This window comes from Bradyrhizobium sp. MI1.3, assembly GCF_055811695.1.
Window position 1 is genome coordinate 179018 of sequence record NZ_JBVVPQ010000005.1, and the last position, 23995, is coordinate 203012.

Here is a 23995-nt window from a genome sequence, read left to right on the forward strand (position 1 = left end):
TCGTCGAATTGAGAAGGGATTTTCCGTCCCGCCGCAAAAGCCCTAGTTTGGCCACAGCGGGCGCTTTATAAAAACGCCGCAGGGGGGTCCGGAATCGGCGAGAATCCCGCTCGGCAAGCGTCTTGGGTCCGGCACCGATAGTATTGAGTAAGGCCGGTGAATTCGCGATGGTTTGGCGCCTGTTTCGGGCGCCAGGGCTGATCTTTGGGCTGATCCAGAGTTTGAACGGATAAACAGATAATGCGCTTGCTGGTGCGGTTCATGGGCTTCCTGTTCGCCGCGGGAACGGTGTTGTTCCTTGTCGGGGTCGGTGCCGTCGCAGGCCTGATCTGGCATTTCTCCAAGGACTTGCCGGACTACTCTCAGCTTCAGGATTACGAGCCGCCGGTGATGACCCGCGTGCACGCGACCGACGGCTCGCTGCTCGGCGAATACGCCAAGGAGCGGCGGCTTTACCTGCCGATCCAGGCGGTGCCGAAACTCGTGATCAACGCCTTCCTCGCGGCCGAGGACAAGAATTTCTACGAGCATGGCGGCATCGACTACACCGGCATGGCGCGCGCCGGCGTGGTCTACATCCAGAACTACGGCTCCAACCGCCGGCCGCAGGGCGCTTCGACGATCACCCAGCAGGTCGCCAAGAACTTCCTTCTGACCAATGAGGTCTCCTTCGCGCGCAAGATCAAGGAAGCCTTGCTGGCCATGCGGATCGAGAAGACCTACTCGAAGGACAAGATCCTCGAGCTGTATCTGAATGAAATCTATCTGGGTCTCGGCGCCTACGGAATCGCCGCTGCGTCGCTGGTTTATTTCGACAAGTCGGTGAACGAGCTGACGGTGGCGGAAGCGTCCTATCTCGCGGCGCTGCCGAAGATGCCTGCGACGCTGCATCCCGTCCGCAACCGCGACCGCGCCATCGAGCGCCGTAACTACGTGATCGATCGTCTCGTTGAGAACGGCTGGGTCAAGCAGGCCGACGCCGACAAGGCGCGCAAGGAGCCGCTGGTCGTTACCAGCCGCTCCAATGGCGCCCACACCTTCGCCGGCGAATATTTCGCCGAGGAAGTGCGCCGCGACATCTTCGAGCGCTATGGCGAGAAGAAACTTTACGAGGGCGGCCTCTCGGTCCGCACTACGCTCGATCCCAAGATTCAGGTCATGGCGCGCAAGACCATGGTCGCCGGTCTCGTCAACTATGACGAGCAGCAGGGCTATCGCGGCGCCATCAGCAAGCTCGACATTTCGGGCGACTGGGGCGTGAAGCTCGCCGAGATCAAGTCTCTGTCCGATATCTCGCCATGGCGCATGGCCGTGGTGCTGGAGACCAGCGATCAGTCGGCGCGCATCGGCTTCCAGCCGAGCCGCGAGCTCGGCGGCGCCATCAGCAAGCAGCGCGAGACCGGCCTCATCACGCTCGACGGCATCAAATGGGCAAGAGCGGCCTCCGGGGCTGCGAAGGGTAGGGCGGCAAGCGCAGTGTCGCAGGTGCTCCAGCCCGGCGACGTGATCTACGCCGATCCGCTGTACAAGGACGCCCAGCCCGTCGAAGGTCAGTACCGGCTGCGCCAGATTCCCGAAGTGTCCGGCGCGATGGTGGTGATGGACCCCTGGACCGGCCGCGTGCTGGCGATGGTCGGCGGCTTCTCGTTCGACCAGAGCCAGTTCAACCGCGCCACGCAGGCCTATCGGCAACCCGGTTCGTCGTTCAAGCCGATCGTCTATTCGGCCGCGCTCGACAACGGCTATACGCCTTCGACTGTCGTGCTCGACGCCCCGATCGAAATCGACCAGGGCCAGGGCGCGGGCGTGTGGCGGCCTGAAAACTTCTCCTCGGGCAAGTTCCAGGGGCCGGTGACGCTGCGCAACGCGCTGCGGCAGTCGCTCAACACGGTGACGGTGCGCCTCGCCCAGGACATCGGCATGCCCCTGATCGGCGAATATGCCCGCCGCTTTGGCGTCTATGACGAACTGCCGAACTATCTGTCCTACGCGCTCGGCGCCGGCGAGACCACGGCGATGCGCATGGTCACGGCCTATTCGATGCTCGCCAATGGCGGCCGCCGCGTGAAGCCGACCTTGATCGACCGCATCCAGGATCGCTACGGCCACACCATCTTCAAGCACGACCAGCGCGAATGCCGCGGCTGCGACGCGCCGGGTGGTTGGAAGAACCAGAACGAGCCGCAGCTGATTGACCGCCGCGAGCAGGTGCTGGATTCCATGACCGCCTATCAGATCACCGAGCTGATGGAAGGCGTGGTCCAGGCCGGTACCGCGACCGTGGTCAAGCAGGTCGGCAAGCCGATCGCCGGCAAGACCGGCACCACCAACGAGGCCAAGGACGCCTGGTTCGTCGGTTTCTCGCCCGACGTCGCCGTCGCCATCTACATGGGCTACGACAAGCCGCGTCCGCTCGGCAAGGGTAACGCCGCGACCGGCGGTCATCTCGCAGCTCCCATCGCACGCGACTTCCTCCAGCTCGCGCTCGCCGACAAGCCCGCGGTCCCGTTCAAGGTGCCGGCCGGCATCAAGCTGGTGCGCGTCGTTGCCAAGACCGGCATGCGTGCCGGTCCGGGCGAGACCGGCGGAACCATCCTCGAAGCCTTCAAGCCGGGCACGGCGCCGCCGGATAATTATTCGGTCATCGGCGTTGCCGATGCCGACGGCCGGATGCCGGCGTCGCAGCAGCAGCAGCCGGATTCCGGTTTCTTCATGCGGCCGGGCACTGGCGGGCTGTACTAAGGCTTAGGACAAGACAGACGTTCGTCGCCGCGGCGGTTGCGCTTTTCAGCCGCCGCCGCTACATCCCGTTGTCATTAGACGCGGAACAATTCCGCGAGACCAGAGAACCACATGCGCGCCGAAATCGAACGGTTGGTAGAAGAGATCAAGCAGTCGGTCGGGCTGCTGAGGAGGCATCTTTGACGTCGAGAAATCGACGGCGCGCCTCGCTGAGCTGAACAAGCTCGCAGAAGATCCCAACCTCTGGAACGATCCCCAGAAAGCCCAGAAATTGATGCAGGAGCGCACCTCGCTTGAGGACTCGCTCTCCGGCATCGGTAAGGTCGAGCAGGAGCTCGAAGACGACATCGGCATGATCGAGCTCGGCGAAGCCGAGGGCGATGAGGGCGTCGTCAAGGAAGCCGAAGCCGCACTGAAGAGCCTCAAGAAGGAAGTCGCCCGGCGCGAGCTCGAGGCGCTGCTGTCGGGAGAGGCCGACGGTTTCGATTCCTATCTCGAAGTGCATGCCGGCGCCGGTGGCACCGAGAGCCAGGACTGGGCGCAGATGCTGCTTCGCATGTACTCGCGCTGGGCCGAAACCCACGGCTTCAAGGTCGAGGTGCTGGAAGAGTCCGAGGGCGAAGAGGCCGGCATCAAGTCCGCGACGATCCAGGTCTCCGGCCACAATGCCTATGGCTGGCTCAAGACCGAGGCGGGCGTGCACCGCCTGGTGCGGATCTCGCCATTCGATTCCAACGCGCGGCGGCACACCTCGTTCTCGTCCGTCGCTGTGTTTCCGGTGATCGACGACACCATCAAGATCGACATCAAGGAATCCGACGTCCGCGTCGACACCATGCGCTCAGGCGGCGCCGGCGGCCAGCACGTCAACAAGACCGAGTCCGCGGTGCGGCTGACGCATATCCCGACCGGCGTCGCCGTGGTCTGCCAGGCCGGCCGCTCGCAGCACAAGAACAAGGCGCAGGCCTGGGACATGCTGCGCGCACGGCTTTATCAGATCGAGCTGAAGCGGCGTGAAGAGAAGGCCGCCGCCGACCAGGCCGCCAAGACCGACATCGGCTGGGGCCACCAGATCCGCTCCTACGTGCTCCAGCCCTACCAGATGGTGAAGGATCTGCGCACCGGTGTGCAGACCTCCGATACATCAGGCGTTCTCGGTGGCGATCTCGACGACTTCATGGCCGCGACCCTGGCGCAGCGCGCCTTCGGCACTCCCGGCGCCGACATCGAGGACGTCGACTGATGGCCCGGATCGCCTTCATCGGGCTTGGGCGGATGGGCCATGGCATGGCCGGCCGCTATCTCGATGCCGGCTTCACGGTGACGGTTTGGAATCGTAGCAAAACAAAAGCGGAAGACCTGATCGCGCGCGGCGCGCTGTGGGCGACCTCGCCTGAGGACGCGGCGATCGACGCCGACGCGGTCGTGACGATGGTCGCCGATGACGAGGCCTCGCGCGCGGTCTGGCTCGGGCCCGAGGGCGCAGCCAAGACGGCGAAATCAGGCACCATCGCGATCGAATGCTCCACCGTTTCCTATGACCACGCCCGCGAGATGGGCCGCGAAATGAATGCGCGCGGGCTAATCTATATCGATTGCCCCGTGACGGGATTGCCGGATGCGGCAGCGAGCGGAAAGCTGACGCTGCTCGTTGGTGCCGATCCCGCCGATCTCGAACGCGCGCGGCCCTATCTGACACCGATCGGCTCGACCATCCGCCATTTCGGCGCGGTCGGTGCCGGCACCGTCTACAAGCTGATCAATAATCTGATGGGCGCGATCCAGATCGCCGGCCTCGCCGAGGGACTCGCCATCGCCGAGCAGGCCGGGCTCGACATGAATCTGGTGCTGGAATCAATTCAGGCGGGCGTCGCCGCAAGCCCGCAGGTGCAGCGCCACTCCAAGCGCATGGTCGCCCGCGATTTTTCCGGCGCAACGTTCACGGCGGCGCTGCGGCACAAGGATGCCGCCTACGCAGTGAAGCTCGCCGAGAGCCTGCTGGCCGACAAGCCGCTGGTCGCGCGCGCCGCCGTCGAGGCCTACGCGCAGGCGAAGGCTGCGATGCCTGACGACGATGAAGGCAAGATGATCGAGCTGGTGTCGCGGCCGAAGAAGCCGTCCTAGCGGATCACATCGACATGGGGCAGCGTCGTTTGCCTCGTTCGCACGTTGGTCTTGTAAACGGATGCGTCATCGGAAATCGGGTGGCGCTGTTCGCAGGATCGTCCTAGGCGGCTGTCTCGCCTAGCGACATGAGACGCCATGCCCCTGAATCGCAGCCGGATCGACGCGCGCGACTGGTCGCTGCTCGCTGTGCTCTCGGTGCTCTGGGGCGGGTCGTTCTTCTTCAACGGCGCGGCGCTGCGGGAATTGCCGCCGCTCACGCTGGTGCTTTTGCGCGTTGCACTTGGCGCGGCCATTCTACTGCCGCTGCTCCGTATCCAGGGCATTGGCTTTCCCAAGCGCATCGCCGGCTGGAAACCGTTCGTCGCGATTGGGCTCCTCAACAACGTCATCCCGTTCTCGCTGATCGTGGTCGGCCAGACCTTCATTCCAAGCGGGCTGGCGTCGATCCTGAATGCCACCACGCCGCTGTTCACGGTGATCGTGATGGCGGCGGCAGGCGAAGAGGCCTTACGGCTGCGTCGCGTCGCCGGCGTGGCACTGGGCCTCGCCGGCGTGATCATCCTGCGCGGATGGGGCGCTGAAACACGGGCGGGGCAGGGGCTCGGTATTCTGCTCTGCCTCGGCGGCGCCTTCAGCTATGGCTTTGCGGCGCTGGCAGCGCGCCGGTTGTTGAAGGACTCCCCGCCGCTGGTGACGGCAGCCTATCAACTGATGGCTTCCACGGTGATGATGGTGATCGTCGCGGGCGCAGCGGAGCAGCCGTGGCGTCTGCCGATGCCGGGCATGACGACGTGGCTTGCAGTGCTTGGCCTTGCCGGCCTGTCGACGGCGCTCGCCTATATCGTCTTCTTCCAGATCCTGCGGCGGTCGGGTGCGATCAACGTGATGCTGGTGACGCTGCTCATTCCCGTCACCGCCGTTCTTCTGGGATGGCTGGTGCTGGGCGAACCGATCTCGATGCGAGAGATCGCGGGCGCGATCGTGATCGGCAGCGCGTTGCTGGTGATCGATGGGCGCGTTCTGGACCTGCTTCGGCGCGGCACATAGTTCCAGAGTCGTCGTTTCACCTCACGGAAAATCGCGGCGCTTGCCAGCCGCCGCTCCCCTTGCGACACTCTCGGTAAAACAAGACTACAAAACAGGGGAGAGAACGATGCCGGGTCGTCGCGAAAGCCTTGCTGCCCTCGCCATTCTTGTTGCCGGAGTGCTCGTCACGACACCGGCCCTGGCGCAGAAGAAATACGATCCCGGCGCCACCGACACCGAAATCAAGCTCGGCAACATCATGCCCTATAGCGGGCCGGCGTCGTCCTATGGCGTGATCGGCAAGACCGAGGCTGCGTTCTTCAGGATGATCAACGACCAGGGCGGCATCAACGGGCGCAAGATCAATTTCATCAGCTATGACGACGCTTATTCACCGCCGAAGGCGATCGAGCAGGCGCGCAAGCTGGTCGAGAGCGACGAGGTGTTGCTGATCTTCCAGCCGCTCGGCACGCCCTCGAATTCCGCGATCATGAAGTACATGAACGCCAAGAAGGTACCGCAGCTCTTCGTCGCCTCCGGCGGCACCAAGTTCGGCGACTCCAAGAATTTCCCATGGACCATGGGATTCCAGCCGAACTACCAGAGCGAGGGGCGGATCTACGCAAAATATATCCGTAACAATTTTCCAAACAGCAAGATCGCGGTGTTCTGGCAGAACGACGACGCCGGCAAGGACCAGTTCAAGGGCCTGAAGGATGGGCTCGGCGACAAGGCCAATATGATCATCGCCGACAAATCCTATGAGGTCAGCGATCCCTCGATCGACTCGCAGATCGTTGCGCTTCACGATTCCGGTGCCGACATCTTCTTCTCCTGGGCTGCGCCAAAGGGATCGGCACAGGCGATCCGGAAGGTCGGCGAGCTCGGCTGGAAGCCAAAATTCTTCCTCGCCAATACGGCTACGTCGATCGCCTCGGTGCTCAAGCCCGCCGGACTCGACTATTCCAAGGACATCATCTCGACCGCATATTTGAAGGATCCGACCGACCCGACCTGGGACAAGGACCCAGCGGTCATCGCGTGGCGTACCTTTATGGACAAGTACTATCCCGAAGGGGACAAGACCAACGCCAACAACCTTTATGGCTACGTTCAGGCGGAGGCGATGGCGCAGGTGCTGAAGCAGTGCGGCGATAATCTCACGCGTGACAACGTGATGAAGCAGGCCTCGAACCTGAAGGATTTCCACACCGACCTGATGCTGCCCGGCATCATGGTCAACACCTCGGCCGACGATTATTTCCCGATCGAGCAGATGCAGCTGATGCGCTTCAACGGGCAGGCCTGGGAGCTGTTCGGCGACGTCATCACCGGAGAGGTCGGCCACGAGCGCGGCCAGTAGAATGCGAGAAGCGCAGGCCTAGCCCGCGCTGAGCCGCACGCCGGCGCGCAGGAATTTCTGCGGATCGACCGCTTCGCCGTCGATCCGGGTTTCGTAGTGTAGATGCGGGCCGGTGGAACGGCCGGTCGAACCGACGAGACCAACGACCTGGCCGATTCTCACGATCTCGCCGACCCTGACGTTGATCTCGGAGAGATGGCCGTAGCGAGTCGCAAGGCCATTGCCGTGATCGACCTCGATCATGCGGCCGTAGCCGCCGGACCAGCCGGCCGAGACGACCTTGCCGTTGGCGGTGACGCGAACGGGATCGCCGCTCGCGGCGCGGAAGTCGAGCCCGGTGTGCATCGCGGGCCGGCCGAGGAACGGATCGCTGCGCACGCCGAAGCCGGAGGTGAATTCGACTTCGCCGATGACGGGCTTGCGATAGGGCACGAGTGCGAGGGTGCGATTGAGCCGGTCCATCTCGGCGCGGGTGCTGTTGATGCGATAGAGCTGCTTCTCGAACGGCCCCGAACTGGCGGTGAGTTTTACGGGTACGAAAGGCCCGCCCATCGCCGTGCGCGGCACGGCGGCTTCGAGATTTGCGAGGTTCAGGCCGAGATCGCTGACGACGCCGCGCATCCGGCGCATGCGTGAGTCCATGCCTTCCTCGACGGCGTTGAGCGCCGCCATCTGGCGACGCTCGACCTGGTCAAGCGAGGTCGTGAGCCGAACGACGACGTTGTCGAACCCTTGATTCTTGGCGAATTGATTGACGGGCGGAGCTGCGAGGGTCGGCGCGCGCGATTCGAGCCGCGCTTCGCGATCCGGCGGCGCCACGAAGATCACGGTGTCGCTGATCGGCGAGGGTTTTGGCGTGCCCTGCGTCGTCTGGCTGGCGTCGCCACGCTGCGGGGTGGAGCGGGGAATCGATCCGGTCACGTCCGGCATGGACCCGAGCGCCGTGGCACGGGACTCCAGCGCCGTCTGGCGCTTCATGATCTGGTCGAGCTTCTGGTCGAACTGCTCCTGGTCGAGCAGTTGCCGGCTGGTGGTGCGGTCGACCTTGGCGCGCAGCTCGGCGATGCGGTCCTCATAGGCGTATTGCATCTCGGCCTGCCGGGCGATCAGCCGGGTGAGGACGTCGTCGCGGAAGGCGAAATAGGTCGCGGTTGCGGCCGACCAGAGCCCGAGCAACACGACGGTGCCGACCACGATCCAGAACACCACAGGTCCCAGGCGAACCTGCTTGCCGTGATGCACGATGGTGTAGGCGTCGTCGGTATCCGGAAGGGGAAGCGCTGTTGCCACAGCGGCGGCACGGCGATGAAAGGCTCGTCCGTGGTCGTGGGGGTGATGTTGGGGGTACTGCGAGAATTGGGCAGAACTTTTCGACATCGGCACTCCCGCGCCGGTCGGATGAGTCCGTACGGCCTAATTGCCGCGGCAATCTGGGCCAGTCATGGTTAATTTTCCGGAAACGGAACCGCTTGAATTTAAAGGATTGGTTAAAGGCTTCTTGCGGCCTCCAGCACCTCGTCGGCGTGGCCGTCGACCCGGACATTGCGCCAGATCCGGGCGATCTTGCCGTCGGCGCCAAGCAGCATCGTGGTACGAAGAACTCCCAGGAAGCTCTTGCCATACATGGACTTTTCGCCCCAGACGCCGTACGCTTCCAGCATCTCGTGTGTCTCGTCCGAGATGAGGGGCACTCCGAGACCATGCTTGTCGCGGAACTTGTCCTGAGCCTTGACTGGATCAGCGGAGATACCGAGCACGGCGGTGCCAGCCGTGGCGAAGGCGCCGGTCAGCCGGGTGAAATCGATGGCCTCCCTGGTGCAGCCCGGCGTGTCGGCGCGGGGGTAGAAGAACAGGACCAGCTTCTGGCCGGTATAATCCGACAGCGCGACGACACCGCCACCGTCGCGGGGCAGGCGGAAGGCGGGAGCCTTCTGACCCTCGACCAAGCCGGCCTTCGCCGCCGTTTTGGGGGCGGATGCCGATTTGGAAGAATTTAACCGTTTCGATGCGGCCTTATGCGATGCTGTCTTTGCTATGGTCCCAGTTGATTTGCTCGCCGGTGTCCGCTGTGTTTTCGCGGACTTGGTTTGAGTCGCAGCCCGCGCTTTCACGGGCGTCTTTTTAGCCGTCGGACTGCCGGAGGGCGTTTTGGACGATTTCTTTCGGGATTTCTTGGACATACGCCTTCCTTTCGTCGCTTTCGGCGGGTCAACCAAAGCGGTATTGCAGCCCTCTTCCGGTCTACCGGAATCGTGCCCTCGGCTGGGCGAGTCTGACGACGCCGGAGTCTGGTTACAAGGAATTCCACGCACCACCCCACTGCTCGTTGAACGCGCTCCCGGGGCGACATGACGAACAGAAGGAATATTCGAGGTATGGCGGCAATGCCGGCGCGGGAAGCTTCGCTTCCCGTCGACGGCTGCGGCCCCGGCGGCGCTCAATCCCACGACGGGCGCCTGTATCGAGAGGCAATGGCAAGGAATACGTCGCCCCAGGATTACAATCGGGATTTGGATCGGCGCGGCAGCCAACCAGAGCAGCAGCAATGGGACGACGCCGATTGGGATCCGGATCAGGAAGCGGCGGCGGGCTATCGGGCACGCCGGCTGTTGTCGCGTTCCAATTCGGGCTTCCATCGGTTCGCTGACGGGTTTGGGCCGCTGCGCCGCTGGATGGGCGGCGGTCGCTGGCTGAAGCGCGTGGCCGTGGTCGTCGGTGCCCTGGTTGTCATCTTCGTCGGCTGTTTCGGCGCACTGTGGTGGCGGCTCGGTGCCGGTCCCATCAATCTCGACATTGCGACGCCGTGGCTCGCCGCCGCGATCGAGGACAATATCGGTCACGGCAACACCGTGGAGGTCGGCGGCACGCAGATCGAACGGGCCGGGCGGATCCGCATCGCCGTGCGTATCCGTGATATCGTCGTGCGCGACCACGATCACGTCATTGTCGCCACCGCACCGAAGGCCGAGGTGAAGCTGTCGGGTGCAGGCCTGCTGATGGGGCATCTGCGCGCCGAAAGCCTCAACCTCGTCGATGCCGAGCTCGCGATCCGGATCGCGCCTGACGGGACGGTCACAGTGTCGGCTGGCGACACCGCAAAGCCGCTCGCCACCGGCGTCGCCTCCAAGAAGGACGCGGGGCTGCCGCCGACTTTCCCGCGCAACGGTGTCCCACCGCCGCCATTCGCAACCGAGCCTGCGACCCCCGACACATCGCAAGTCGCGACCCAGGTCACGGCCCCGACCGGCATTCTTCAGGGCCTCGACTGGCTCGACAGTCTGAGCATGACCGGCCTCGACGGCCAGAACCTCAATGAGATCGGTCTGAAGAACGGCAATCTGATCGTCGACGATCAGCAGCGCGGCAGCAAATGGACATTCGAGAACATCACGCTCAGCCTGCGCCGACCGAGCCATGGCGGCGTCGCGCTCAGCCTCGGCGAGGAGGGCGCGCGTCCGTGGTCGTTGCGTGCCACGATCGGACCCACCGAGAACGGCGTGCGCTCGGTCGATATCCGCGCCGACAAGGTCTCGACCGCCAACATCCTGCTGGCGTTGCGGGTGAAGGACCTCACCTACACCGCCGACCTGCCGCTGACCGGCGAGCTCAAGGGCGAGCTCGGCCGCGACGGCGTGCCGACCTTCTTTCGCGGCAAGATCACGGTGGGTGCGGGCAACATCATCGACACCGATACGCCCGACTATCCGATGGCGATCGACTCGGCCGAGATCAATGTCGAGTGGGACGCCAACCGGCGGGTGCTGGTCGCTCCGTTCAAGATCCTCTCGGGCGCGAACCGCCTGACGCTGCTGGCTCATGTCGAGCCGCCCAACGGCAACGTCAATGACTGGCAGCTCGGTTTCAGCGGCGGCTCGATCCTGCTCGGCGGCATCGACAACGAGCCGCCGCTGGTCTTCAACCGTATTGCGATCGGCTTCCGCTTCGATACCGACCACAAGAGGCTGCTGTTGACGCAGGCCGATATCTCCAACGGAGAGATCGGCGTCGCCGGCACCGGTGCCATCGACTATTCGGGCGAGCCGCGGCTGACATTGGGCTTTGCGGGAACGCCGATGTCGGCCTCCGCGCTCAAGCGGATGTGGCCGACGCTTGTGGTTCCCGAGTTGCGCGAATGGGTAATCGAGCGGATCGAGCGTGGAACGCTCCAGCGCATCGAGATCGGCGTTAATTCGCCGACGAAGAATCTTCCGCGCAAGGGCCCACCCATTCCCGACGACGGCCTGTCGGTCAATATCGTGGCGAGCGGTGTCACGGTTCGTCCCGTCGATGGCCTGCCGGTGGTGCACGATGCCGATTTGAAGGCGCGCGTGACCGGGCGCACCGCGACGGTGAATATCGGGCAGGGCACTGCCGATACGCCAGCGGGCCGCAAGATCACGATTTCCGACTTCGTCTTCGAGGTGCCCGATATGGCGCCCAAGCCGTCGCCGTCGCGGACCAGGTTCCGTGTCGAAGGTCCGGTGCCTGCTGCCGCCGAAATGCTTTCCAACGATCGCCTGAGCGATCTGTCGTCGACCGTCATCGATCCCAATACGAGCAAGGGGACGTTCTCGGCGAACGTCCAGCTTGGGCTGCCAGTCAAGGGCGAGCTGACCAAAGCCGACACCACCTACAGCGTTACCGCCGATCTCAACGGTTTTGGTGCCGACAAGCTGGTGATGAACCAGAAGCTGGAGGCCAACAACCTCAAGATCGTCGCGAGCAACCAGGGCTATCAGGTCAAGGGCGACGTCAAGATCAACGGGCAGGCGGCCTCGCTCGATTATCGCAAGCCGGCCGAGGGCGATGCGGACGTCAAATTGCAGACCACGCTGGACGATGCGAGCCGCGCGCGCCTCGGGTTCGATCTGGGCCCCGCCGTCAGCGGATCGGTGCCGATCAAGCTGTCAGGCAAGATCGCCGGGGGACCCGACCAGACGACGAAGCTCGGCATCGAGGCCGACCTGACCTCGGTCAAGCTCGACAACATCCTGCCCGGCTGGGTCAAGCTGCCGGGCAGAGCGGGCAAGGCCAGCTTCAAGGTGGTGCCGACGGCGCAATCGACGCGTCTGGAGGACATCGTCATCGAAGGCGGCGGCGCCTCGATCAAGGGGGCGCTCGAGGTCGATCCGAACGGCGACCTCATGAACGCGAACTTCCCGACCTACGCGCCGTCCGACGGCGACAAGGCGTCGCTGAAGGTGGAGCGCGGCCAGGACGGCGTGATCAAGGGCACGATGCGCGGCGACGTATTCGACGGCCGCGGTTTCCTGAAATCGGCAATCTCAGGCAGTTCCAAGGACGATGCCAAGAGCAAGACGAAGAACGTCGATTTCGACATGGACGTGAAGCTCGGCGCCGTCATGGGATTCAATGGCGAGGCGATGCGCAGCGTTGAGGCCAAGATGTCGCGGCGCAATGGTGCGGTCAAAGCCTTCACGCTGAGCGGCAGGATCGGAAAAGACACGCCTGTGGCAGCCGATTTGCGCGGCGGCCGCGCCCAGGGCAACCGCGAGGTGATCTATCTCCAGACCAGCGATGCCGGCAACTTCCTGCGCTTCACAGACACCACCAACAAGGTCTTCGGCGGCCAGATGGTGGTAGCCATGGAGCCGCCGACGTCAGAGCCTACGACGCGGGAAGGCCTGATCAACGTGCGCGACTTCTCGGTCAAGGGCATGGATCAACTCGATCGCGTCGCGGCGGGCGCTCCCAACGGCGCGCAGAGCGGCGTGGCCTTCACGGCGTTGCGCGCGGAGTTCACGCGGCAGAACGGCGCGCTCACGATCCGGGATGGCGTGGTCAAGGGCCCGATGATCGGCGCCACCATCGAGGGCTCAATCGACTTTCCCGGCAATCAGGTCTGCATGAGCGGCACCTTCGTGCCGATGTATGGCGTCAACAACATCTTCGGCCAGATCCCGTTGTTCGGCATCTTCCTCGGCGGCGGCAACAATGAAGGATTGATCGGCGTGACCTACGAGGTCGTCGGCACGCCGGCCGCACCCGTGATGCGCGTCAATCCGATTTCGGCGATGGCGCCCGGTCTGTTCCGCAAGATCTTCGAATTCAACACCGGCAAACAGAACTCGCCGTTCGAGGAATTTCCGTCGCAGTCGAGCGATGGCTCGACCGGAACGACGCGCCAGCTCTCGAGCGGCTGCACCCTCGCGCGGCGATAGCGGCGAGCTACGCCCTTCACGTCTCCGAGAATGAATGCGGATGGTGGTTTGCGCGCGGCCATCCTTCGAGACGCCCGCTCCGCGGGCTCCTCACCATGAGGATCTAAGATTTATCCGTGGAACAGGACCTCATCCTGAGGAGCCCGCGGAGCGGGCGTCTCGAACCACGAGGCCCGTGCGCCGCCGTACGCCGCGCGCACGCCTGCCAGGAAGGTCCCGACTTCGCCGGAGAGCTGCTCGGCCTGCTTGGAGAGGTTTGACGCAGCGGCGAGCACCATGCCTGCGGCATTGCCGGTCTCGTTTGCTGCCGTGCTGACGCCGCCGATATTGGTGGTGACCTCCTGGGTCGCCTCGGCCGTCTGCGAGACGCTGCGGGCGATCTCGGCGGTGGCGGCGCCTTGCTCCTCGATCGCGGCGCCGATCGAGGTGGCGATCCGGCTGACCTCCTCGATGGTGGCGGTGATGCCGCCGATGGCGTCCACCGCTTCCTTGGTCGCGCCCTGGATCTGGGCGATCTTGTCGCCGATCTCGCGGGTGGCTTCCGCGGTCTGGCTCGCCAGCGACTTCACCTCGGAGGCGACGACAGCAAAGCCGCGGCCGGCTTCACCGGCGCGTGCGGCCTCGATAGTGGCGTTGAGCGCGAGCAGGTTGGTCTGCGCCGCGATGCTGGAAATCAGCTCGGCGACATGCTCGATCTGCTGGGCGCCGTCCGAGAGCGCGCGGACGATGGTGTCGGTGCGGCGCGCGCTGTCCACGGCGCGGCCGGTGACCACGGCGGACTGCGCGACCTGACGGCTGATCTCGGTGATGGAGGAGGAGAGCTCCTCGGCGGCGGCCGCGACCGTCTGGACGCGCTGGCTGGCTTCGGTGGCGGCCGAGCCGACGACGGCGGCGCGGCGGTTGGTCCCTTCCGCGGTCGACGACATCGACTTGGCGGTGACCTCCAGCTCGCCGGAGCCCGAGGCCATCAGGCCGACGAGCTGGCCGACAGAGGCATCGAACCGGTCGGCAAGCGAGATCAGCGCGTCGCGCTTCTCCTGTTCGCTGCGGGACTTGGTGGCGACCTGCTCGGCCTCCAGCTTGCGCGCCGTCAAGGCGGTCTGCCTGAGCACTTCGAGGGTCTCCGCCATGCGGCCGATCTCGTCGCCGCGACCGGTCTCCTCGACCGCCGTGTCGATCGCGCCTTCGGAAATGGCCTGCATGCGGTTCTTCTGGCGGTCGAGCGCGCCGAGCACGTCGCGGGCGATCAGCCAGGACAGGGTCGCCATCAGCAGCATCAGGCCGATGCCGATCGCCCCCAGCTCCAGCGTCAAGGCTCGCACGTCGGCATCGATGTCGTCGACATAGAGGCCGTAGCTGATCGTCGCGTTCCAGGGCGCGAATTTGCGCGCGAACACGGTCTTGCGGACCGGGTCCGTCTGGCCGGGGCGGGGATAGAGATAGGAGGTTACGCCACCCTGTGTGGTCTCGGCGCCGGCCTTGATAATGGCGTCGGCAATCAGGACGCCATTGGAGTCCTTCGCACCGGTGATCTTGCCTTCGAGCTGCTGGTTGGCGCCGTTGACGATGAGGGACGTATCGGCGTTGTAGACCACCGGATAGCCTTGGCCGCCATTGAAGCTCATGCGGCGACCGCGCTGGTGGAACTGGATTTTCGCTTCGGCCTGCGTCAGCTTGCCGGCGCCGACTTCCTCTTCAAGTGATTGGGCGAAGTTGTGGAGCATATCGACCGCGGTCCGCATCTGCTGGACACGGTCCTCCAGCATGCGGCTCTTGCTGAGCACGGACGACACCCCGATGATGGCCGTGACCGTGAGTGCCGAAAGACAGACCATGCTGGCGAGCTTGGTGCGGATCTTGAGGTGACTCAGCAGCTTCATCACGGCCTCGACGGAATGATTATTGTTGCTCGCGTCGGTAGCATGAAATTCTTACCAATCATGAATGGACGCGTGCGACGGCTGCCGCGCAAGCGGCGTCCGCGAGCTGCATGCGCAAACATCCATGCGGAAATGCGCCGCGTGGGCGCATGGCAAGTCAACTGGGAGAAAGATTGTGTGGGTCTTCAGTCCCGACCGAATCCGGTGGGAGCGGACATGAACCGATTCGTCCACCGCCTCATCATGTCGATGCTGCTGGTCGCGGTCCTCGTCCTCGTCTGGAACGTGCTGGGCTCGCGCTGAGATGGCACCCGTAAATGTACGGGTGCCATCTCTTTATTCGCGGATCAATTGCTGACGCCTCAGCGCCGCGCGAACGCGCCGCCGGTTGTGCCGCTAGTCCTTGCCCATCGCCGCATCGGCGCTGACCGAGCCGCCGCCGGCTGCCGAGAGGTAGAGGCAGGCGAAGCAGAACAGGATCGCCGCGGTGCCACCATTGAGCAGCGGCAGGAACACCGGCGTTTCGCCCTTGAACATGTGCCCCATGAAATAGGCGAAGGCCATCTCACCCGAGAGGATGAATGCCGCGAGGCGGGTGAACAGGCCGATCATCAGCAGCGCGCCAAGCACGAGCTCAAGCGTACCGGCTGCGTAGATAATCGGCGGGATGTTTGCGAAGTAGGGAAGCACCGGAAACTTGAACAGCTTGGCGATGCCGTACTGGAACAGCAGCAGGCCGGTGACGAAACGAAACAGGCTCAAGAGAACCGGTTGAAAGCGAACGAGATAGGGAAAGTTCATTGGTTTGTGCCCTCCATCCAATGCTGCGACTAGGACCGCATTCAGTTCTGCGCTGCAAGCCGCCCAAGGGCAATTTGCGCTGACATTTTTGTCATGTCGGACAAAACACCGCGGGAGGGACTTTCAGCCGCGCGCCATCCACATCTTTTGCAGCTGTTCGCGCCGTGCCCATCCGTAATTTCCCGGTGACGCGAATGCCCGCAGGTTACCTCTGAGACACCTACCGCCGCAAGGCGGGCACGACCAGGAACGGGATCATCCCGAGCACCACGCTCGCAAGCGCGAAGGCGAGCAGCGCGTTGTAGCCGTGGGTCGCGTCGTGGATCAGGCCGCCGCTCCAGGAGCCGAACGCCGAGCCGAGTCCGCTGCCGATCGAGATGGTGCCGTAGATGGTGCCGACGCGCTTGCCCCCGAAGATCTTCATCGCGGTCGCCGTGATCAGCGGTCCACGTGAGCCCATCATGCTGCCGAAGCAGACCACGAATCCGGTGAGCAGGAGGAGATTGGCGGAGTATTGCAACAGCCACAGCAGGAAGATGCCGAGGATCGAGATCGCGTAGCTGAGCAGCACCGACGGCCGGCGTCCGATCAGGCCGTCGAGCGCTGACACGCCGAGCATGCCGAACACCAGGACGACGCCGGAGAAGCCCCAGGCCGTCGCGGCCTGCAGCGGCGGAAAGCCGGCATCGATCAGATAGGCCACGATCTGGGCGGCGATCGCGTACATGCCGACCGCGGTGAAGAAGAAGGTCGAGAACAGCGCCCAGAAGGCGTGATGGCGCATCGCGCTCGGAAGGGTCCAGCCGTGATCGACGAAATCGGGATCGGTCTTCTTGGCGATATGCGGCGAGCCCGAGGCGAACAGCCGCCATGGCAGCAGCATCAGCGGCACCAGCAGGCCGAGCGCGGCGAAGCCGAACAGCTGGTAGGTTTCGCGCCAGCCGAGATGATCGATCAAAAGCTGCGAGGCCGGCAGCAGCGCCAGCACGCCGCCCCCCATGGCCGAGTAGACCACCGCCATCGCGGTCGGCAGCTTTGGGCCGAACCAGCGGCCGAGCAGGATCGAGTTCGGCACATTGCCGATGAAGGCGACGCCGATGCCGACGCAGAGTCCGATCGAGAGCTGGAATTGCCAGAGTGACTGCGCGTGGCTTGCGATCAGGAAGGCCGAGCCGAGCAGCAACAGCCCGAGTGCATAGACGATGCGCGGTCCGGAATGATCGAACAGGCGCCCGACCAATGGCGCCATCAGTCCGCTGACGAGCCAGGTCAGCGAATAGATCGAGACCACCTGGGCGCGATCCCAGCCAAAGTTTTCCGAGATCGGCTTCAGGAAGACGGTGAAGCTTTCGCTGAGGCCGCGGCCGAGCACGGCAAGTGTGAAGCAGAGCGCGAGCACCACCAGCGCGGTGCGCACGACGCCCTGCGGCGTCGCCGTGACGCGTTCCCGGGTCGTTTGCTTGGACTGTTCCTCTAGCGTGTTCTGGTCCATTGCCGATCAGGGAGCGCGCTTCAGCGCGCCCTGACAAGCAGCGAAAAGCTCATACGCCTATGCAGGCCTGAGGAGGATGTGCTTCTTCTTGCCGAACGACAGTTTGACCACGCCTTCCGGCGTCAGGTTGGCCGCCGACAACGCCATCTTCTCGTCCGTGACAGGCTCGTCATTGACGCGCAGGCCGCCGCCCTTGATCTGGCGCCGTGCTTCGCCATTGGAGGCAACGAGGCCCGCCTTGACGAAGGCATTGAGCACGCCGAGGCCGGCGTCGAACTCGCCGCGCGGAATTTCCACGGTCGGGAGACTCTCGGCCAGCGCGCCTTCCTCGAAGGTGCGGCGCGCGGTCTCGGCCGCCTCGTTCGCGGCGTCGCGGCCATGCAGGAGCGCGGTCGCCTCGGTGGCGAGTACCTTCTTGGCCTCGTTGATCTCGGAGCCTCCGAGCGCCTCGAGCTTCCTGATCTCGCTCATCGGCAGCGTCGTGAACAGCTTGAGGAATTTGCCGACGTCGGCATCCTCGGTGTTGCGCCAGTACTGCCAGAAATCATACGGCGAGAATTGGTCGGCGTTGAGCCAGACCGCGCCTTGCGCGGTCTTGCCCATCTTGACCCCCGATGCCGTCGTCAGCAGCGGCGTCGTCAGCGCGAACAGCTGATGGGTGCCCATGCGGCGGCCGAGATCGACGCCCATGATGATGTTGCCCCACTGGTCGGAGCCGCCCATCTGCAAGTTGCAGCCGGTCCGCCTGGCGAGTTCGACATAGTCGTAGGCCTGGCAGATCATGTAGTTGAACTCGATGAAGCTCATCTCCTGCTCGCGTTCGAGGCGCAGGCGCACGGAGTCCATGGTCAGCATACGGTTGACCGAGAAGTGCCGGCCGACGTCGCGCAGCATCTCGATGTAGTTGAGCTTTGTCAGCCACTCGGCATTGTCGAGCATGATGGCGTCGCTCTTGCCGTCGCCATAACGCAGCACTTTTGCGAACACGCCGCGGATCGATTCCTTGTTGGCCTCGATCTCGGCGACAGAGCGGATTGCACGCGTCTCGTCCTTGCCGGAGGGATCGCCGACCATGGTGGTGCCGCCGCCCATCAGGGTGATCGGCTTGTTGCCGGACTGCTGCAGCCAGTGCAGCATCATCATGGTCAGGTAGTTGCCGATATGCAGCGAGCGGGCGGTGCAATCGTAGCCGACATAGCCGGTCACCTCGCCCTTGGCGGCGAGTGCGTCCAGCCCCTCGAAATCGGAGCACTGATGGACGAATCCACGTTCCTGCAGCGTGTTGAGGAAATCCGATTTGAATGCAGTCATTTGTCGGCGCGCCTGACAATTCTTGGTTTACTGTTTTGGGAGCAATTTAAGGGTCTTCTATGGGAACTCGATTGCTGCCCGCCACTTTGGCCTGTGGCATTATAAGATGTGTCCCTCTGGCACAAGATCGGCATGCCGGAAGGGTCTCTTGAGGACGCTGATCCATGATGTTGACGGCACTCGGTTTGATGAGCGGCACCTCGCTGGACGGGGTGGATGTTGCGCTGATCGAAACCGACGGAAAGCAGGTGAAGGCGTTCGGGCCGTCCGGCTACCGGCCGTATAGCCCGGCGGAGCGCAACCTGCTGCGCCAGGCGCTGAGCGAGGCGGTGCACCTGCCGCAGCGCGATGCCCGGCCGGGGATTTTGGCCGAGGCCGAGCGCGCGGTGACCCAGGCGCATGCTGAGGCGGTCGCCGCCTTTGTCGCCCAGAATCGGATGAGGCCGGAAGACATCGACATCGTCGGCTTCCACGGCCAGACCGTGCTGCATCGCCCCGAGAAACGGCTGACGGTGCAGATCGGCGATGCGCCGGCGCTGGCCAAGGCGATCCACATCCCCGTGATGCATGATTTCCGCGCCGCCGACGTCGAAGCTGGCGGGCAGGGCGCGCCATTCGTGCCGGTCTACCACCGGGCGCTCGTCCAGTCGCTGGAGCGCGAAGGGCCGATCGTTGTCGTCAATATCGGCGGCGTCTCCAACATCACCTATATCGACGGCAACGACACGCTGATCGCCTGCGATACCGGGCCCGGCAACGCGCTGCTCGACGATTTCATGTACCGCACCATGAACCAGGCGTTCGACGCGGACGGAAAGTTCGCCGCCCTCGGCAAGGCGGACGAAGCCTGGATCGCGCGGGCGCTGGAGTTGCCGTTCTTCGCAAGCCCGCCGCCGAAATCGCTCGACCGCAACGATTTTGCCGCACTAAAGCTCGGCGAGGTGCAGCCGGCCGACGGCGCCGCGACTCTGACCGCCTTCACCGCGGCGGCCATCGCCCGCATCATCCCGCTGCTGCCACGCAGGCCGCGAAGCTGGATCGTCTGCGGCGGTGGCGCCCGCAACCGGACCATGCTCCAGATGCTGCGGGAGCGCGTTGGGTCCGCCACTGTCGAGGCCGCCGAGGCAGTCGGCTGGGCCTCCGACGCCATCGAGGCGCAGGCCTTCGGCTTCCTTGCCGCGCGCGGCCTGAAGGGCCTGCCGCTGTCGTATCCCGCGACCACGGGCGTGCCAATGCCAATGACGGGCGGGGTGATCGCGCGGCCTTGAGGTGATCCCCAGATCGATACCGGTCGATGCAAATGCATTGAACTTGACGAATGCATGCAAATGCATCTATCTTGGATGCAGTTGCATCCAACTGCCGGGATCTTTGCCATGACCGCTTCACTCAGACTGATCAGCCACAAGCTTTGTCCATACGTGCAGCGCGCGGTGATCGCGCTCAAGGAGAAGGGCGTTCCGTTCGAGCGGGTCGACATCGATCTCGCCAACAAGCCGGACTGGTTTCTCAAACTGTCGCCGCTTGGCAAAGTGCCGGTGCTGGTCGTGACGACCGACAAGGGCGAGGTCGCGCTGTTCGAGAGCAACGTGATCTGCGAGTACATCGAGGAGACGCAAGGCGGTGTGAAGCTGCATCCGGCGGATGCCTTGAAGCGTGCCGAGCACCGGGCGTGGATGGAGTTTGGTTCAGCAGTGCTCGGCGATCTCTGGGGCCTGGAGACCACGACCGATCCGGCGACGTTCGAGAGCAAGCGCCAGGCGCTCGTTGCAAAATTCGCGCGGGTCGAGGCGGCGCTCGGCGCCGGTCCTTATTTTGCCGGCGAAGCGTTCAGTTTGGTCGACGCAGTGTTCGCGCCCGTCTTCCGCTATTTCGATCTGTTCGACGAGCTGACCGAGCACGGCATTTTCCGCGATGTGCCGAAGGTCCGCGCATGGCGCGCCGAACTGGCGAAGCGTCCGAGCGTCCGCACCGCGGTCGGCGCGGACTATCCGCAATTGCTGCGCGCCTTCCTGGTGCGGCATGACGCGCATCTGCTCAAGCTCGCGGCTTGAGCCCTCGCCGATGTCGCAATCCATGGCCTGGCTGATGCTGGTGGTCGCCGGCGTGCTTGATGTCGGCTGGGCGATCTCGATGAAATACGCGGAGGGCTACACGCGTGTGAGCTGGAGTATCGTCTCGCTGGTGCTGCTCGCCGCCTTTGTGTTCCTGCTCGGACGCGCCTTGAAGGTGCTCGAGGTCGGCGTCGCCTATTCGGTGTGGACGGGCATTGGCGCCGCCGGCACCTTCATCATGGGCGTCGTGCTATTCGGCGAGACCCTGAGCGCGATGAAGATCGCGGGGATCGTGCTGGTGCTGACGGGGATCGCGGCGCTCAAGCTGGCCTAGAGCTCTGCGGCCATTTTCGCGAGCGTCGCGATCGTGTTCATGTTGCGCGCGGTGCCGGTCTTGGCGGCGGGGATGACCAGCTTCGACGTGCCCATGCCGTCGCCGTAATGCACGTAGATCTCGCGGTGGCCGAGGCGGACCTCCTCCTTGTTCTGGCCGCGAATGCCGGCGAGCGCATCCGCCGGCGGCGCCTTGTCGAGGAAGATCGCGACGGTGCGGTTGGGCGCGGCCTTTGGAAACGGATTATCGGCCAAGACCCGCGCCATCTCGGTGGCGCTGCGCACGAGCACGCCGACCGGCGCGCCGGCATAGGCGTGCAACCGCTTTTCGAGTGCGGTCTTGATCGCAGATTGCGACTTGCGGCTTGTGAAGACGACGTTGCCGCTTGCAATATAGGTGCGCACAGCGGCGTAGCCGAGCTCCTCGCAAATGGCCTTGAGTTCGCTCATCGGCAGTTTGCCGGTGCCGCCGACATTCACGGCACGCAGCAATGCGATGAACGCGCCCACGGAAAGCTCAGCGCACGTTGGCGAGGCGCATGTCGAGATAGGCGGTGATGGTTTCCATCAGCGGCTCGAGCTTGGCGTCGAAGAAGTGGTTGGCGCCGGGGATGACCTGCTGGTCGATCACGATGCCCTTTTGCGTCTTCAGCTTCTCGACCAGCGTGTTGACGTCCTTGGGCGGCACCACCGCGTCCTTCTCGCCATGCACGATCAGGCCAGAGGACGGGCAGGGCGCGAGGAACGAGAAGTCGTAGAGGTTGGCGGGCGGCGCGATCGAGATGAAGCCCTCGACCTCCGGGCGGCGCATCAGCAACTGCATGCCGATCCAGGCGCCGAAGGAGAAGCCGGCAACCCAGCAGGCGCGCGCTTCGGGATTGATGGTCTGCGCCCAGTCGAGCGCCGCGGCCGCGTCCGACAATTCGCCAGTGCCGTGGTCGAACGAGCCCTGGCTGCGGCCGACGCCGCGGAAATTGAACCGCAGCACGGAGAAGCCGCGATGCGCGAACGCATAGTAGCACTGGTAGATGATCTGATGATTCATCGTGCCGTGGAACTGCGGATGCGGATGCAGGACCATCGCGATCGGCGCGTTCTTCTGCTTGGCCGGATGGTAGCGGCCTTCGAGACGGCCGGCGGGGCCGGTGAAAATAACTTCAGGCATGATGATCTCTTGATTGATCCCTTGAAGACGCTCTTCAACAATCAACCGATTGTGCGGATTTCATCGGCTGCTGGGCCGATCAAGCCGCGAATGGAAGGGTGGAGCGGCGCCCTCGGATGATGCGCGAGCGGCGCGCGGCGAACTGACGCGCGCGTTCTAACATGAGGCGAGGGTCAAAAAGCAAGCATCTTGAACATCCCGCAATCGGCTCAAGATGTTAGCGTCATGGCCGTTCCGTCGCGCGATGGGGAATCCGGAATCGAGATTGCCAAGTGCTCCAGGGGAGCCCATGTCGGGTACCAGCGCTGGCGCAACAACCACGATCGCAGGTAATATAGTAGTCTATGCCGAGCCGCATCTATCTCGACTGGAATGCGACCACGCCGCTTCGTCCCGAGGCCCGAAGCGCAATGCTCGCAGCCTCCGAGCTCATCGGCAATCCCTCCTCGGTTCATGCCGAGGGGCGCGAGGCGCGACGGCTTGTCGAGGACGCGCGGGCCCTGCTTGCGACCTCCGTCGGCGCGTTGCCGCGGAACGTGGTTTTCACCTCCGCGGGAACCGAAGCCAACGCGCTGGCGCTGTCGCCGGGCCTTCGAGGGCCTTCTGGCGGGCCTGTTGAGCGGCTCCTAGTCTCGGCGGTCGAGCATGCGTCGGTGCTGGCGGGCGGCCGGTTCCCGGCCGATAGGATCGGTCAGGTCAGGGTTACGCGCTCCGGCGTGATCGACCTCGACGATTTGAAGGCGCTGCTCGGCGACGGCCCGCCGGCGCTGGTCTCCATCATGGCGGCCAACAATGAGACGGGCGCGCTGCAGCCTATCGCCGAGGCCGCGGCAATCGTTCACGCGGCTGGCGGCCTCCTGCACGTCGATGCAATCCAGGCGTTTGGAAAAATCCCTTTCGATATCAAAGCTATCGGCGCAGACCTTGCGACCTTTTCTGCACACAAGATCGGCGGTCCCAAGGGTGTTGGCGCGCTGGTCGCGGCCGAGGGCGTGGCCGGGCTTGAGCCGTTGCTGCGGGGCGGCGGGCAGGAGATGAACCGGCGCGCGGGAACCGAGAATGTCGCCGGCATTGCCGGCTTCGGGGCAGCGGTGCGGGTCGCCCTTCAGGCTTTGTCGGAGGATGCAGCGCGGATGGCAAGTCTCAGAGATCGCTTGGAAAATGGCATTCGCTCCATGGCCGGCGCAACGGTCTTCTCAAGTGACGTCAAGCGGTTGCCAAATACCGTTCTGTTCACCGCCCCCGGCCTTAAGGCCGAGACCGCGGTGATCGGCTTCGACCTCGAAGGCGTCGCCGTGTCCTCAGGCTCTGCCTGTTCCTCGGGCAAGGTTCAGCCGTCCCACGTGTTGTCGGCAATGGGGTATGATCCGACCGTCGCCCAAGGAGCGGTGCGTCTTAGTCTGGGCTGGTCCACGGAGCCGGATGACATCAACAGGGCGTTAGAGGCTTGGCGAAAGCTCGGTAATACCCTACTTAAGGGATAAGCGATGAAACACGGCTTGAACGGTTCTAAGCGCGT

General features: G+C 64.2%; 19 protein-coding genes. 11 read left to right on the top strand and 8 right to left on the bottom strand.

Going from position 1 to position 23995, the window contains the following annotated elements; all coding sequences use genetic code 11:
* The first annotated feature begins 240 nt into the window (after positions 1-240).
* From AC0L3A_RS05425 to AC0L3A_RS05445, 5 genes are all read left to right on the top strand, one after another.
* Entirely contained in the window at positions 241-2742 is a 2502-nt protein-coding gene (locus tag AC0L3A_RS05425) for a penicillin-binding protein 1A (protein WP_354167628.1), read from the top strand.
* Positions 2743-2853: 111 nt separating this feature from the next.
* A protein-coding gene (gene prfB / locus AC0L3A_RS05430) for a peptide chain release factor 2 (protein WP_007591586.1) occupies positions 2854-3985 on the top strand; the annotation gives its coding sequence in 2 pieces (ribosomal slippage) (positions 2854-2922 and positions 2924-3985; 1131 coding nt in all).
* On the top strand, positions 3985-4866 hold the full coding sequence (locus AC0L3A_RS05435) for an NAD(P)-dependent oxidoreductase (RefSeq protein WP_473253790.1): 882 nt from the start codon (positions 3985-3987) through the stop codon (positions 4864-4866). Before prfB ends, AC0L3A_RS05435 begins: the two co-directional genes overlap by 1 nt.
* A gap of 138 nt (positions 4867-5004) precedes the next feature.
* Positions 5005-5916: a DMT family transporter gene (locus AC0L3A_RS05440; RefSeq protein WP_473253791.1), complete on the top strand. Its 912-nt coding sequence runs from the start codon at positions 5005-5007 to the stop codon at positions 5914-5916.
* A 106-nt stretch (positions 5917-6022) separates the two neighbouring features.
* The gene (locus tag AC0L3A_RS05445) at positions 6023-7258 is read left to right on the top strand and encodes an ABC transporter substrate-binding protein (protein ID WP_473253792.1); all 1236 of its coding nucleotides are present in this window, start codon (positions 6023-6025) and stop codon (positions 7256-7258) included.
* Positions 7259-7276: 18 nt separating this feature from the next.
* On the opposite strand, the gene AC0L3A_RS05450 is transcribed toward AC0L3A_RS05445, so the two are convergent.
* Together AC0L3A_RS05450 and AC0L3A_RS05455 are read right to left on the bottom strand one after the other, a co-directional pair.
* Positions 7277-8635 carry a M23 family metallopeptidase gene (locus AC0L3A_RS05450; RefSeq protein WP_473253793.1) on the bottom strand — a complete coding sequence of 453 codons (1359 nt, stop codon included), beginning with the start codon at positions 8633-8635 and terminating at the stop codon, positions 7277-7279.
* Positions 8636-8745: 110 nt separating this feature from the next.
* A complete protein-coding gene (locus tag AC0L3A_RS05455) occupies positions 8746-9438 on the bottom strand; it encodes a peroxiredoxin (protein ID WP_473253794.1) in 693 nt (230 codons plus the stop codon).
* Between the two features lie 204 nt (positions 9439-9642).
* On the opposite strand from AC0L3A_RS05455, the gene AC0L3A_RS05460 reads away from it, so the two are divergent.
* Entirely contained in the window at positions 9643-13440 is a 3798-nt protein-coding gene (locus AC0L3A_RS05460) for a YhdP family protein (RefSeq protein WP_473253799.1), read from the top strand.
* A 110-nt stretch (positions 13441-13550) separates the two neighbouring features.
* Here the strand turns inward: AC0L3A_RS05460 and AC0L3A_RS05465 are convergent, their stop codons facing one another.
* On the bottom strand, positions 13551-15320 hold the full coding sequence (locus tag AC0L3A_RS05465) for a methyl-accepting chemotaxis protein (RefSeq protein WP_473253795.1): 1770 nt from the start codon (positions 15318-15320) through the stop codon (positions 13551-13553).
* On the opposite strand from AC0L3A_RS05465, the gene AC0L3A_RS05470 reads away from it, so the two are divergent.
* On the top strand, positions 15303-15623 hold the full coding sequence (locus AC0L3A_RS05470) for a hypothetical protein (protein ID WP_219682609.1): 321 nt from the start codon (positions 15303-15305) through the stop codon (positions 15621-15623). The two genes, AC0L3A_RS05465 and AC0L3A_RS05470, sit on opposite strands and share 18 nt — an antisense overlap.
* Positions 15624-15716: 93 nt before the next feature.
* Here the strand turns inward: AC0L3A_RS05470 and AC0L3A_RS05475 are convergent, their stop codons facing one another.
* The 3 genes from AC0L3A_RS05475 to tyrS all read right to left on the bottom strand — a co-directional run bounded on the left by AC0L3A_RS05475 (position 15717) and on the right by tyrS (position 18924).
* The gene (locus AC0L3A_RS05475) at positions 15717-16121 is read right to left on the bottom strand and encodes a DoxX family protein (RefSeq protein ID WP_354128159.1); all 405 of its coding nucleotides are present in this window, start codon (positions 16119-16121) and stop codon (positions 15717-15719) included.
* Positions 16122-16341: 220 nt separating this feature from the next.
* The gene (locus AC0L3A_RS05480) at positions 16342-17613 is read right to left on the bottom strand and encodes an MFS transporter (protein WP_354128160.1); all 1272 of its coding nucleotides are present in this window, start codon (positions 17611-17613) and stop codon (positions 16342-16344) included.
* 57 nt (positions 17614-17670) lie between these two features.
* Positions 17671-18924: a tyrosine--tRNA ligase gene (gene tyrS / locus AC0L3A_RS05485; protein WP_007591570.1), complete on the bottom strand. Its 1254-nt coding sequence runs from the start codon at positions 18922-18924 to the stop codon at positions 17671-17673.
* A gap of 164 nt (positions 18925-19088) precedes the next feature.
* Here tyrS and AC0L3A_RS05490 point away from each other — a divergent pair, with 164 nt between their 5' ends.
* The 3 genes from AC0L3A_RS05490 to AC0L3A_RS05500 all read left to right on the top strand — a co-directional run bounded on the left by AC0L3A_RS05490 (position 19089) and on the right by AC0L3A_RS05500 (position 21312).
* Positions 19089-20192: an anhydro-N-acetylmuramic acid kinase gene (locus AC0L3A_RS05490; protein WP_007591569.1), complete on the top strand. Its 1104-nt coding sequence runs from the start codon at positions 19089-19091 to the stop codon at positions 20190-20192.
* Positions 20193-20300: 108 nt separating this feature from the next.
* A complete protein-coding gene (locus tag AC0L3A_RS05495; RefSeq protein WP_354128161.1) occupies positions 20301-20978 on the top strand; it encodes a glutathione S-transferase family protein in 678 nt (225 codons plus the stop codon).
* Positions 20979-20988: 10 nt separating this feature from the next.
* Complete coding sequence (locus AC0L3A_RS05500) at positions 20989-21312, top strand: DMT family transporter (protein ID WP_354128162.1); 324 nt, start codon at positions 20989-20991, stop codon at positions 21310-21312.
* On the opposite strand, the gene AC0L3A_RS05505 is transcribed toward AC0L3A_RS05500, so the two are convergent.
* Together AC0L3A_RS05505 and AC0L3A_RS05510 are read right to left on the bottom strand one after the other, a co-directional pair.
* A complete protein-coding gene (locus tag AC0L3A_RS05505) occupies positions 21309-21821 on the bottom strand; it encodes a DUF1697 domain-containing protein (protein WP_007591564.1) in 513 nt (170 codons plus the stop codon). The two genes, AC0L3A_RS05500 and AC0L3A_RS05505, sit on opposite strands and share 4 nt — an antisense overlap.
* A gap of 7 nt (positions 21822-21828) precedes the next feature.
* A complete protein-coding gene (locus AC0L3A_RS05510; RefSeq protein ID WP_007591562.1) occupies positions 21829-22476 on the bottom strand; it encodes an alpha/beta hydrolase in 648 nt (215 codons plus the stop codon).
* 344 nt (positions 22477-22820) lie between these two features.
* On the opposite strand from AC0L3A_RS05510, the gene AC0L3A_RS05515 reads away from it, so the two are divergent.
* On the top strand, positions 22821-23960 hold the full coding sequence (locus AC0L3A_RS05515; RefSeq protein ID WP_007591560.1) for a cysteine desulfurase family protein: 1140 nt from the start codon (positions 22821-22823) through the stop codon (positions 23958-23960).
* Positions 23961-23995 lie beyond the last annotated feature (35 nt).